General features: G+C 69.4%; 14 protein-coding genes. 8 read left to right on the top strand and 6 right to left on the bottom strand.

All coding sequences use genetic code 11. The annotated features are described in order from the left end of the window. Positions 1–17: 17 nt before the first annotated feature. On the bottom strand, positions 18–239 hold the full coding sequence (locus ASF53_RS03835; protein ID WP_056194115.1) for a hypothetical protein: 222 nt from the start codon (positions 237–239) through the stop codon (positions 18–20). A 495-nt stretch (positions 240–734) separates the two neighbouring features. Here ASF53_RS03835 and ASF53_RS03830 point away from each other — a divergent pair, with 495 nt between their 5' ends. From ASF53_RS03830 to ASF53_RS03820, 3 genes are all read left to right on the top strand, one after another. After that, positions 735–1241: a hypothetical protein gene (locus ASF53_RS03830; protein ID WP_056194112.1), complete on the top strand. Its 507-nt coding sequence runs from the start codon at positions 735–737 to the stop codon at positions 1239–1241. Positions 1242–1801: 560 nt separating this feature from the next. Continuing rightward, positions 1802–2887 carry an aromatic ring-hydroxylating oxygenase subunit alpha gene (locus ASF53_RS03825; RefSeq protein ID WP_056194109.1) on the top strand — a complete coding sequence of 362 codons (1086 nt, stop codon included), beginning with the start codon at positions 1802–1804 and terminating at the stop codon, positions 2885–2887. 49 nt (positions 2888–2936) lie between these two features. Continuing rightward, positions 2937–3998, top strand: a complete 1062-nt coding sequence (locus tag ASF53_RS03820; protein WP_056194106.1) for an MBL fold metallo-hydrolase — start codon at positions 2937–2939, stop codon at positions 3996–3998. Positions 3999–4051: 53 nt separating this feature from the next. Here ASF53_RS03820 and ASF53_RS03815 read toward each other — a convergent pair whose 3' ends face one another. The 4 genes from ASF53_RS03815 to hslV all read right to left on the bottom strand — a co-directional run bounded on the left by ASF53_RS03815 (position 4052) and on the right by hslV (position 7601). Beyond that, on the bottom strand, positions 4052–4915 hold the full coding sequence (locus ASF53_RS03815; RefSeq protein WP_056194387.1) for an EamA family transporter: 864 nt from the start codon (positions 4913–4915) through the stop codon (positions 4052–4054). Positions 4916–4928: 13 nt separating this feature from the next. Next, positions 4929–5609 (bottom strand): hypothetical protein, encoded by a 681-nt coding sequence (locus ASF53_RS03810; protein ID WP_056194101.1) that lies wholly within the window; start codon positions 5607–5609, stop codon positions 4929–4931. A gap of 6 nt (positions 5610–5615) precedes the next feature. Continuing rightward, positions 5616–6929, bottom strand: coding sequence for an ATP-dependent protease ATPase subunit HslU (gene hslU, locus ASF53_RS03805; RefSeq protein ID WP_056194098.1), 1314 nt, complete (start codon positions 6927–6929; stop codon positions 5616–5618). 111 nt (positions 6930–7040) lie between these two features. Further along, entirely contained in the window at positions 7041–7601 is a 561-nt protein-coding gene (gene hslV / locus ASF53_RS03800) for an ATP-dependent protease subunit HslV (RefSeq protein WP_200943161.1), read from the bottom strand. Between the two features lie 200 nt (positions 7602–7801). On the opposite strand from hslV, the gene motA reads away from it, so the two are divergent. Genes motA through ASF53_RS03785 form a run of 3 tightly spaced genes read left to right on the top strand, consistent with a single transcriptional unit; the run spans position 7802 to position 10040 of the window. Then, the gene (gene motA / locus ASF53_RS03795) at positions 7802–8677 is read left to right on the top strand and encodes a flagellar motor stator protein MotA (protein ID WP_003601565.1); all 876 of its coding nucleotides are present in this window, start codon (positions 7802–7804) and stop codon (positions 8675–8677) included. A 12-nt stretch (positions 8678–8689) separates the two neighbouring features. After that, on the top strand, positions 8690–9760 hold the full coding sequence (locus ASF53_RS03790; RefSeq protein ID WP_056194095.1) for a FliM/FliN family flagellar motor switch protein: 1071 nt from the start codon (positions 8690–8692) through the stop codon (positions 9758–9760). Continuing rightward, the gene (locus tag ASF53_RS03785; protein ID WP_056194092.1) at positions 9744–10040 is read left to right on the top strand and encodes a hypothetical protein; all 297 of its coding nucleotides are present in this window, start codon (positions 9744–9746) and stop codon (positions 10038–10040) included. Before ASF53_RS03790 ends, ASF53_RS03785 begins: the two co-directional genes overlap by 17 nt. A gap of 13 nt (positions 10041–10053) precedes the next feature. Here ASF53_RS03785 and ASF53_RS03780 read toward each other — a convergent pair whose 3' ends face one another. Further along, a complete protein-coding gene (locus tag ASF53_RS03780; RefSeq protein WP_056194089.1) occupies positions 10054–10326 on the bottom strand; it encodes a PepSY domain-containing protein in 273 nt (90 codons plus the stop codon). A gap of 199 nt (positions 10327–10525) precedes the next feature. On the opposite strand from ASF53_RS03780, the gene fliN reads away from it, so the two are divergent. Next, positions 10526–10852 carry a flagellar motor switch protein FliN gene (gene fliN / locus ASF53_RS03775; RefSeq protein WP_003601570.1) on the top strand — a complete coding sequence of 109 codons (327 nt, stop codon included), beginning with the start codon at positions 10526–10528 and terminating at the stop codon, positions 10850–10852. A gap of 22 nt (positions 10853–10874) precedes the next feature. Further along, positions 10875–11954: a flagellar motor switch protein FliG gene (locus tag ASF53_RS03770; RefSeq protein WP_056194086.1), complete on the top strand. Its 1080-nt coding sequence runs from the start codon at positions 10875–10877 to the stop codon at positions 11952–11954. Positions 11955–11989 lie beyond the last annotated feature (35 nt).

The raw sequence follows: 11989 nt of genomic DNA, 5'->3' as shown, positions 1-11989 counted from the left end.
TGTCGCGTCAGCCTGGGCTACTGGTGAAGGCCGGCATTGGCCACGCGGCGCGCGCGGAGCGCATCCTCGAAGGACGCCACCGCGCGGGCGAACTTGTCCCGGCACGCTGCATCGCAGAAGCCAACCACCGCCCCGTTGTAGAGGGTCAACGCCTCGGGCACGATCGGCTTGCCCGACCACGGGCAGAGGTCGTTGACCGCATCCTCGATGCGAAGGGTGGTGTCGTTCGCGGGCGCCATGGCAGGGCTCGTTTGACGCTTCGGCGCACGCCCGGCAACGACAAGGGCGCCCGAGGGCGCACACGCGCTGTCGGACGTTGACCTCCGGCCCCTCGGGCCGGTCGGCGGCTCATCGTGACGTTCGAACGTCGAAATGGAGCCGGGCGGATAGGCCCTGGACCGCTTCAAGTCAATCCCGGGCCCGTATCCATCAGGGCCATCGCCTGAAGGCGATCACCCTGATTTCTTGACGGTTTGCCTCAGTCGCCGGCGCCCGCCTCCGCGGGCTTAGGCTTTCGCTCCGCTCGACGCTTTCCGGAGCTCACGCCCCAAAAAGCCCGCTCCGCGCGGCGCTCTTCGCGCCGCGAAGCCGCTCATGCGGCTTCGAGCGGTGGCCCTGATTTCCCCTATCGATCCCGAAGGAGGATCTGGCCCGTGGGCCGATGCGGGACTGTACCCGAAACAGACGTAAGCGGACGGTTAAGCTTTACGCTTCGTTAAGCATGTTCGGCTCTGATGATCGTCAACGCACCGCTGGAGGTGCCCGAGGACCACCCGATGTCGGAACCCGCGCGACAGGCCCCGTCCCCCGAGCCCGGTCTCCGGACTCCCGCTGCCACCGCTCCGTTGCGGGATTGGCTCGCGACCATGCGCACCACCGTCGGCGAAACGCCCGCCGTCGAAACGCGCAGCGCGGAACCGGCTCCCGCCGAGCCGGAGGCCGAGGCCCGCAACAGCGGCTGGTCGCCCCGCCTCGTCTCCGTCGCCGCGAAGTCGGTCGAGGCCGCCGACGAGGACGTCGCCGAGATCATGGCCGAGAACATGATGCTCAAGGCCCGGCTCCGGCTGGAGGCCGAGCGCCGCGACGAGCTTCAGGTCATCCTGGCCCAGGAAATCCGCGAGCTGCGCGCCCACATCGCCGAAGAGGTCGGCAAGATGGATGACCTGCGGACCGAGCGCGACCTCTGGCGCGCCCGTTGCGAGGCCCTGGCCGCCCCACTGTTTCAGGTTCAGCACCGCTGAGCCGTTTAAAGGCACCTGACATGCGAAGGGCCGCCCCGAGGGGCGGCCCTTCCATTGTCGAACCGGTCAGTCCGACGAAACCTGCTGAGATCCCGCGGGTGCGTTAGGCGCACACGCCGGAGGCAACAGTCCAGGTCTTGGTCGTCGGCGACGGCTGATGACAATGAGACACTGGATCACCTCCTTTCGTTCGTTGCGGATGAGCCCAAGGTAGGGGCGATTTTCGCCGTGCGAAAGACCCCTGGTGGCCGATCCGGTGCGTTGTCTCGCCGCGGTGCAGCATGCGGTGTGGCCACGGCGATCGCTCAACGCGATCCCCCCGGCTTTTCCTTCGGCCTCAAGCGCCGGCGCCCGCCTCCGCGGGCTTAAGCTTCCGCTCCGCTCGATGCCTTTCAGGAGCAAAGTCCCGAAAGGCCCGCTCCGCGCGGCGCTCTTCGCGCCGCGAAGCCGCCCGAGCGGCTTCGAGCGATTGCCCTGAAGGTCTCACCTGCGTGCCGCTGGCCGACGGGCGGCGAGGAGCCTAAAGAGGGCGCCCGTCAGCATCGGGCCCTTCAGACGCCATGTCCTCCGCCACCGCCCCGCGCATCTCCGCCGACGACGCCCTCGATCCGCGCGCCATGCGCGAGCCGTTGTCGAACGCATGGTACTGCGCCGGCCGCGCCGCGGCGGTCTCGGGCGGAAAGATGCGGGCGGTCGCGCTCAACGGCGAGCAGGTCGTGCTCGGCCGGGCCAAGGACGGCAGCCTGTTCGCCCTGCGCGACCGCTGCCCCCATCGCGGCATGGCTTTGTCCAAGGGCCAGTTCGACGGCGACACGCTGATGTGCCCGTTCCACGGCTGGCGCTTCGGCACCGACGGGCGCTGCCGCGACGTGCCGACGCTCTCCGCACACGACGCCTCGGACTTTTCGCGCATCGCGGTCCAGCGCTTCCCCATCGTCGAGAGCGCGGGCTTCCTCTGGGTCAACCCGCATCTCGGACCGGCCGATCCGGAAGCCGTGCCGGCGGTGCCCTCCCTCGATTTCGAGCCGGCCGGCTGCCTCGTTCTCGAATTGGAGGTCGAGGCTTCGTTCGACCTGACGACGCTGAGCCTCGTCGATCCCGGCCACGTCGCCTTCGTCCACGATACGTGGTGGTTCCGGCCCTCGAAGGAGTTGCGGGAGAAGGTGAAGACCTTCCAGCCCGTGCCGCACGGCTTCGTCATGACGAGCCACGCGACGACAACGAGTTCGCCGGTCTACCGCCTGCTCGGCGGCGCACCGGAGGTCGAGATCGAGTTCCGCCTGCCCGGCGTGCGGCTGGAGCGGATCAAGGCGGGCACGAAGCGCGTGGCGAACTACACCTTCGCCACGCCGATGGGCCCCAACCGGACGATGCTGACCAACGCGCTCTATTGGAGCATGCCGGCGCTCAACCTCCTGAAGCCGATCGCCCGGCCGCTGATGCGCCAGTTCCTGACCCAGGATCAGCAGGTGCTCCAGCACGCGCAGGCGGGTCTCGACCGCAAGCCGACCATGGTGCTGCTCGGCCAGGGCGATCTGCCCTCGCAATGGTATTTCCGCCTCAAGCGCGAGGCCCTGGAGGCGGCGCGCGAGAGCCGCCCCTTCGCCAACCCGCTGACCCGCCAGGAGCTGCGCTGGCGCTCATGAGGCCCTGCGCCGCGCTTGAACCGCGGACCGAACGGGCCATCTTGGCCGTATGAAGAAGCGTGGCCTGCTCACGGTCGCCAGCGCGGCCACTGTGATGACCCTCGGGGGTGTCGGTTACGCCGCGCATCGCCGGAGCAAGAACCCCTATTATCGCGGCCCCCAGAGCGCGCATTTCGACGGGCTGCGCTTTCACGCCCCGAACCAGCCGCCCGACAAGTCGCTCTCCGACATGGCCCGCTGGCGCCGGACCGGCAAGCCTGAGGCATGGCCGGCAAGCTTCCCGAGCCCATTTCCGGCGGACAAGCCGCCGGAGCGGTTCGAGGGGCTTCGCGTCGTCCTGATCGGACATGCGAGCTACCTGTTCCAGGTCGCGGGCCGCAACATCCTGGTCGACCCGGTCTATGCCAAGCGCGCGAGCCCGGTCCGCTTTGCCGGGCCGAAGCGGGTCAACGCGCCGGGCATCGCCTATGCCGACCTGCCGCCGATCGATGCGGTGCTGATCACCCACAACCACTACGACCATCTCGACGGGCCGACGATCGCCCGCCTGTGGCAGGACCACCAGCCGCTGATCGTTGCCCCCCTCGGCAACGACGCGATCCTGCGCGGCTACGACGAGACCATGCATGTCGAGACCCACGATTGGGGCGAGTCGGTCGATCTCGGCGCCGGCATCACCGTGCATCTGACGCCGGCCAACCACTGGTCGGCGCGCGGCCTCAACGACCGGCGCATGGCCCTGTGGTGCGCCTTCCTGCTCACGACGCCGCGCGGCGTGCACTACCATGTCGGCGATACCGGCCTCGGCGACGGCACGATCTTCCGCGAGATCCGCGCCCGGTTCGGCCCGCCCCGGCTCGCCACCCTGCCGATCGGCGCCTACGAGCCGCGCTGGTTCATGCAGCCCCAGCACATGAACCCCGCCGACGCGGTGGAAGCGCTGAGCCTCCTCGGCGCCGATCAGGCGCTCGGCCACCATTGGGGCACGTTCAAGCTCACCGACGAGGGCATCGAGCGCCCCGTCGAGGCGCTGGGCGAAGCGCTGACAGGGGCCGCGCTTCCGCCGGAGCGGTTCCTGGCGCTGCGGCCGGGGCAGGTCTGGGAAGGGTAGGGGCGGCGGATCGGGATCACGCCCGTTCACCCCACGTCGTTCGATTCCCGTCCTCAACTGCCGGGCTTGCGGTTTGCCAGCGTGATCCCCGCCGAAGCCGCCACGATGCAGGCGATGGCCCCGCCCTGCACCGGACTCAGCCGCTCACCGAGCAGGGCGAGGGCGGCTACCGAGGCGACGGCGGGTTCCAGGCTCATCAGCACGCCGAAGGCCGGGCGGGGCAGGCGCGTGAGGGCGAACATTTCGAGCGAGTAGGGCAGGGCGCTCGACAGGACGGCGATGACGAGACCCGTCGCGAGCGTCGCCGGGGTGAACAGGTCGGCGCCGGCTTCGACGAAGCCCACCGGCGCGACGACGAGGGCGGCGACCAGCATTCCGAGCGACACCGCCCGCCCGCCGCCGGCCCGGCCGGCGCGCTGGCCGAACACGATGTAGGCCGCCCAGCACAGGCCCGCGCCGAGGGCCAACGCCGCGCCCGTGGGATCGAGGGTGCTGGTCTCGCCCAGCGGCAGCAGCAGGCCGAGCCCGAGCACCGCGAGGCCGATCCAGGCGAAGTCGCGCGCCCGGCGCGAACCCGCCAACGCCACGGCCAGCGGGCCGGTGAACTCGATGGCCACCGCGATGCCGAGGGGGATCGTGCGGAGCGAGAGGTAGAACAGCAGGTTCATGAGCCCGAGCGCCGCGCCGTAGAGCGCGATGGCGCCGATCTCGCCCCGCTCCAGACTGCGCCGCCATGGCCGCCAGATTGCGAGCAGGATCAGCGCCGAGAAGCCGACGCGGAGCGTCGTGACGCCCGCCGCGCCGATGACCGGAAACAGCCCCTTGGCCAGAGCCGCGCCGCTCTGGATCGAGACCATCCCCGCCAGGAGAGCGAGGATCGGCAGGGCGATGTCGGGCGTGGCGCTGCGGCCATTCATGGGCGAGGCGGCCTCACCGCGCATCCGGGGCACCCGGACGGGACCCTGTCTCGCCTGCCTCGTCGGAACGCAGGTAGGTGACGCCGAGCGAGCCGCCCGGCTTTCGCGTCGGCAGACAGCGCAGCTCCGGCACGGCCGAGACGACCCAGGTCCGCAACCGGTCCCGCGGAACCCATCCGGGCTGGCCGTCGGGCCGCAGCATCCGCGCATGACCGTTCACGACCTGCACGGGATCGGCCATGATGACGGGGTCCCGTGATAGGCCGAGGCGCCGACTTCCCGCTCTGGGCTGCGAGCGGATGGGCACAGGATGGTCGCCGGTCGAGTCGCCCCCGGCCAGCGCCATGCAGCGATGGCCCGGCAAGGCGGACGCCAGCCCGTCGTGACGGACAGGCGCCAAGCGGGCGCACCGTATGATGGCGGGTACGACATGGCCCTCGTCCCGTGCGGACGGGCTGCCCTCCGCCCGGCCCGCGGCGGTCAGGAGGACGGCGCATGCCGTCTCGAGCCAGGGCACCTCGTTCGCCCCGGCCGACACGATCAGAGGGCTCTGCTTCAGCAGCGTGGCCTCGCTCTCCGCATCGGCTGCGCCCGCTCGGACGGCACCGAGCAGACCGGCGGCCAGGATGCCCAGGGCCAGGCCTCCACGCGCCAGGGGACGATGGCTTGCGCGTTCCTTACGGCCGCTGCTCATCCCGGATCAGAGGATGAAGCGGCTGAGATCCGCGTTCGCCGCCAGATCCTCGACGCGGTCGCGGACATAGGCCGCATCGATCGGCACCGTCTCGCCGGAGCGGTCGGTGGCGGTGAACGAGATCTCGTCGATCACCCGTTCCAGCACGGTCTGAAGCCGGCGGGCGCCGATATTCTCCACCGAGCCGTTCACCTCGACGGCGACGCGGGCGAGCGCATCGATGGCATCCTCGGTGAAGTCGAGGGTGACGCCCTCCGTCTGCATCAGCGCCACCGTCTGCTTGATCAGGCTCGCCTCCGTCGCGGTGAGGATCTGCTTGAAATCCTCGACGGTGAGCGGCTGTAACTCGACGCGGATCGGCAGGCGGCCCTGCAATTCGGGCAGGAGGTCGGACGGCTTCGAGACGTGGAAGGCGCCCGACGCGATGAACAGGATGTGGTCGGTCTTCACCGGCCCGTGCTTGGTCGCCACCGTGGTGCCCTCGATTAGGGGCAGCAGGTCGCGCTGCACGCCCTCGCGGGAGACGTCGGCGCCGGAGCGGCCCTCGCGGGCGCAGATCTTGTCGATCTCGTCGAGGAAGACAATGCCGTTATCCTCGACCTCACGGATCGCCTCGCGGGTCAGGGCGTCGTCGTCCACGAGCTTGTCGCTCTCCTCGGCGATCAGCGGCGCGTAGGCTTCCGCCACGGTGATGCGGCGCGGCTTGCCGCGCTGGCCGCCGAGCGCCTTGCCGAGCATGTCGGAGATGTTGATCGCGCCCATCGAGGCGCCCGGCATGCCGGGGATCTCGAACATCGGCATGCCCTGGGAGCCGGAGGGGGCCAGCTCGATCTCGACCTCCTTGTCGTCGAGTTCGCTCGCCCGCAGCTTCTTGCGGAAGCTTTCCCGCGTCGCCTGGCTCGCGGTCGGCCCCACCAGCGCGTCGAGGATGCGGGATTCGGCCGCCGCCTCTGCTTTGGCTTTGACCGCCTTGCGCTTCTCCTCCCGCGTCAGACCGATGCCGACCTCGACGAGGTCGCGCACGATCTGCTCCACGTCGCGGCCGACATAGCCCACCTCCGTGAACTTGGTGGCCTCGATCTTGAGGAAGGGCGCGCCCGCGAGCCGGGCGAGACGCCGGGCGATCTCGGTCTTGCCGCAGCCCGTCGGGCCGATCATCAGGATGTTTTTGGGCGCCACCTCGTCCCGCAGCGGCCCTTTCAGTTGCTGGCGCCGCCACCGGTTGCGCAAGGCGATCGCAACCGCGCGCTTGGCGTCCTTCTGGCCGACGATGAAGCGGTCGAGCTCGGAGACGATCTCGCGGGGAGAGAAGGTGGTCATCGGGCTCCTGCGGCCGTTTTTTGGGGAGGTATGGGGCGGCGCGTCGGGCGCGGGGCCTTCCCCGAGGACGATCTAGGCGGGCGAGGCCCGGCTTTCCAGGGAGCGCGGCCCTCAGGCCGCGTCGAGGGTTTCGATCACGAGGTTGCCGTTGGTGTAGACGCAGATCTCGGCGGCGATCTTCATCGACCGGCGCACGATCGCCTCGGCGTCGAGTTCGCCGTCCTCCAACGCGCGGGCGGCGGAGAGGGCGTAGTTGCCGCCCGAGCCGATCGCCATCACCCCGGTCTCGGGTTCCAGCACGTCACCGGCGCCGGACAGCAGCAGGCTGACCTCCTTGTCGGCGACCAGCATCATCGCCTCCAGGCGGCGCAGATAACGGTCGGTGCGCCAATCCTTGGTGAGTTCGACGCAGGCGCGGGTGAGCTGGCCGGGATACTGCTCCAGCTTGGCTTCCAGCCGCTCGAACAGGGTGAAGGCGTCGGCGGTGGTACCGGCAAAGCCGCCGATCACGGTGCCCTTGGCGAGCCGCCGGACCTTGCGGGCATTGCCCTTCACGATGGTCTGGCCGAGGCTGACCTGACCGTCGCCGCCGATCACCACCCGGCCGCCCTTGCGGACCATGAGGATCGTGGTGGCGTGCATCTGCGGCAGGCGATCGTCGGTTTGGGCCAAGGAAACGCTCCGGTTCGAGGACATAAGGCCGAGCCTCAGTTAGGCGCTCGAACGCCCGGCTCCAAGGTCGGCCCCGGCGATGACAGGCCCTGGCGCTCCGTGAAAAAGCTCCGCGCAAGCCACTATGCCTATTGGCTCGGACAAAGGGCTGCCGCGCGTCGGCACCCGTCCCCGCAGCGGTGTCCCCCCGGAGTCTTCTCATGGGAATCCTCGTCGGCCTCGTCATCGCGATCGGCTGCATGCTCGGCGGCTTCGTCGCCATGGGCGGGCACCTGATCGTGATCTGGCAGCCCTGGGAGTTCGTCATCATCTTCGGGATGGCGGCGGGCACCTTCGTCATCGCCAACCCGATGAAGACGGTCGTCGATTCCGGCAAGGCGACGATGGAAGCCTTCACCAACAAGGGGCCGAAGCGCCAGGACTTCCTCTCGCTGCTGGGGCTCCTGCACGCCCTGATGCGCGACCTGAAGACCAAGCCGCGCAACGAGGTCGAGACGCATTTCGACGATCCGGCGAATTCCGAGATCTTCAAGAACTATCCCGAGGTGACCAAGGACCAGGATCTGGTGCTGTTCATCTGCGACTATTGCCGCCTGATTCTCATCGGCAACGCCCGCTCGCACGAGATCGAGGCGCTGATGGAAGAGGAGATCGGCACGCACAAGAAGTACAAGCTCAAGCCCTATGCCGCGATCAACACCGTGGCGGAGGCGCTGCCGGCGCTCGGTATCGTCGCGGCGGTGCTAGGCATCGTGAAGGCGATGGGCGCGCTGGACCAGTCGCCGCAGATCCTCGGCGGCCTGATCGGCGCGGCGCTGGTCGGCACCTTCATCGGCGTGTTCGCGTCCTACGGGATGCTCGCCCCGCTCGCCGTGAAGATCAAAGGCGTGCGCGAGAAGCAGTGCAGCGTCTACACCATCGTGAAGCAGAGCCTGATCGCCTACATGAACGGCGCGCTGCCCCAGGTCGCGATCGAGCACGGCCGCAAGGGCATTGCCGGCGCCGACCGCCCGACCATCGACGAGGTCGAGAGCGCCACCGTGCCCGGCGCCCGCGCTGAACCGGCCGCGGCGTAAGGGATTTCGCAGATGGACGAGACCGAGACCCCCGAAGCGGCGCTCGACACGACCCCCGAGCCCCGGCCCGACACGACCCCCGAGCCCCGGCCCGAGGCGACCCCCGAACCCCGGCCCGAGGCAGCCCCCGAGCCGCGGCCCGAGCTTCCCCCCTTCGTCACGGCAACGCGGCCCGCGACCGATATCCGCGCCCGCATCCAGGAGGCCGGCGGCCTGTCGCTCGACCGGCTGCCGATGCTCAGCGTGGTGCTCGACCGCCTCGCCACCGCTTGCACCGATGCGGCCAAGCACCTGGCCGCCTCCTCGGCCTTCTACTCCCTGAGCGGTGTGGAAAGCGGGCGCTTCGGCGAGTTCCTCGATGCCTACGACGCCAACGCCGTGGTCGGCATCTTCCAGGCGCCGGAATGGGACGGCCACGTTCTGGTCGGGCTCGATCGCGACTTCATCTACACCATGGTCGAGGTGCTGTTCGGCTCCGACGGCACCGAGCCGCCGGTGGAGGACGAGCGCACCTTCTCGGCGCTCGAACTGCGCATCGCGCAGATGGTGTTCGAGCAGGTCGGCAAGGGGCTCGAATCCTCCTTCGGCCTCGTCTCGCAGACCGCCTTCCGCCTCGAGCGGATGGAGACCCGGATGGAGTTCGCGGTGATCGGCCGGCGCTCCAACAAGGCGGTGCAGGCCAAGTTCCTGCTTCAAGCGCTCAACCGCGGCGGCGAGATGTTCCTCATCATCCCGCAGACGATGCTGAACCCGCTGCGCCCGGCGCTCGGCAAGGTGCTGACCGGCGAATCCGCTGCCCGCGACCCGCGCTGGGCCGAGCAGATCGCGGCGGAGGTGCAGAAGACGACCGTGCGCCTGCGCGCCGTCCTCGAAGAGCGTCACCTGACGCTCGGCGAGATCGCCGGCCTCAAGGTCGGGCAGGTGCTCACCCTCGACGCGACGCCCGCGACGCGGATCAAGCTCGAGGGCAACGACCGGCCGCTCTTCTGGTGCCGGGCCGGCCAATCGCAGGGCAGCTACGTCCTGCGGGTGGAGGAATCGATCAATCCGGAGAAGGAGGGCGGCCATGGGCTCCTTGGTTGACGGCGTATTGCTCGTCGCGCTCGTGGTGACGAGCGCCTGCGTGGTGCCGATGTATCTGAAGCTGAAGCGCCTCGACCGGACCCAGGCCGAGTACGGCGCGGCGGTGGCCGCCTCCGGCGTGGCGCTGACCCAGGCCGGCGAGGCGGTGCGCTCCTTCAAGGAGGAGGGCCGCGAGGTTCTGGACGCCTTGAGCCTCAAGATCGAGGAGGCGCGGGCGGTGCTCGATTCGCTGGAGGCGTCGCGCGCGGCCCTCGTCGCCGCGCGCTCGCAGAAGCCGTGAGGCGGCTTCCCCCTCAATCGTCGCTCGGCTTCTTGGTTTTCTCGACGATGGCGCCGGTCTGCGGATCGAGCTGAACTTTGACGCTCCGGCCGTCCCGGACCGCCTTGGCCTTCCACACCCCGTCATCGGCTTCGATGCTGCGCACCGTGCCGTAACCGGCCTCCGCCAGCTTGGTCAGCACCTGATCGATCGGCATCCAGTCTTTGCCGGGCGTGTCGGCCTGTGCCGATGCCGCGAGGAGGCCGGTGGCCAGCGTGGCGGCGAGAAGGGTCTTGAAGGCGCTCATGCGTTCGGTTCCTGTCGGGGGTCGTGATGCCCCCTTCTGTCACCAGACCACCCCGCGAAGCTGACGGCCGGCGTCAGCGAAATGTCAGCTGGGGTCGGCCGCGCGAAGCGGGTCTCCTCGAACCTGCGGCGACAGCCTCGCGTCAGCCAAGCCGGCTAGACCATTCTCACGCACCAAGCGGACCCGAAGAGCCCGAGCGATGAGCAGCAGCCCCTTCCCCGATACCGATCTGGCCGGCACCGAGCCCCGCGTCGGCGACGGGCGCAACCTCGACTCGATCCTGCGCATCCCGGTGCTGATGCAGGTCGTGCTCGGTTCGGCGACCATGCCGGTGGCGGATCTGATGAAGCTCGGCCGCGGCGCCGTCGTGCCCCTCGACCACCGGGTCGGCGAGCCGGTGGACGTGATGGTTAACGGCCGGGTCATTGCCCGGGGCGAGATCGTGATCGTCGAGGAGGACAATTCCCGGTTCGGCGTCTCGCTGACCGAGGTGGTCGGGCCCTCCGCCACCGATCAGAACACCTGAGCCTCGGCGAGAGCGGGCCGCCATGTCTTCGAGCCCTCTGGCATCGAGCCCCGTCCCATCGGACGCCATCGCCGCGGGCGCCGTCGCTCCCCGTGTGGTGGCGGGCCGGCGGCTCGAGCCCGTCGATCAGGTCGCCGCGCTGCTGCTCGCCATGGGCAAGCCCGCGGCCGGCCGGCTGATCAAGTATTTCGAGCCGGATGAGCTCAAGCGCATCACCCGCTCGGCCTCGAATCTCGGCGCGGTCAGCCCCGAGCAGCTCGACACCGTGGTGGAGCATTTCTCCGCCGAATTTTCCGCCGGCAACAGCCTGATCGGCACCGCCAGCGAGGTCGAGAAGCTGCTCAGCGGCCTGCTGCCGGCCGACCAGATCGCCGACATCCTCGCCGACGTGCGCGGCAGCGCCACCCGCTCGGTCTGGGAACGGCTCGGCACCGTGCAGGAGAGCGTGCTGGCGAGCTACCTCGTCAAGGAGCACCCCCAGACCGCCGCTTTGATCCTGTCCAAGGTGAAGCCCGCCACCGCCGCCAAGGTGATGGGCCACCTGCCCGCGCCGGTGCGCAACACGGTGATGCGGCGGATGCTGAGCTTCAAGCCGATCGTCGACGACGTGCTGCACGCGATCGAGAAGACCCTGCACGAGGACTTCATGATCAACGGCGCGCGCAATTCCGGCGCCGACACGCATGCCAAGATGGCCGACATCATCAACAAGATGGAGCGCCAGCAGATGGACGACGTGCTCTCCAGCCTCGGCGAGTCGCGTCCGAAATCGGTCGAGATCCTCAAGGGTCTGCTCTTCACCTTCGACGACATCGTCAAGCTGGCGCCGCGCGCCCGCACCACGCTGTTCGACGCCGTGCCCAACGACCGGCTGGTGCTGGCCCTGAAGGGGACGGATATCGAGTTCCGCACCACCGTGCTCAGCGCCCTCTCGGCGCGGGTGCGCCGCATGGTCGAGCACGAGCTGAACGGCGGCGAGCCCGCGGCGCAGCGCGACGTGCTGGAGGCACGCCGCACCATCACCGATCTGGCGATGGACATGGCCGGGCGCGGCGAGATCGAGATCAATCCGGGAGGCGAGGATGAAGCGCTCATCCGCTGATCCGCGCCCTCGCATTCCGCTTCGGCATCGGCGGG

This window comes from Methylobacterium sp. Leaf123 (assembly GCF_001423405.1).
Classification (GTDB): domain Bacteria; phylum Pseudomonadota; class Alphaproteobacteria; order Rhizobiales; family Beijerinckiaceae; genus Methylobacterium.
This window is presented reverse-complemented; position numbering and strand designations above follow the sequence as displayed.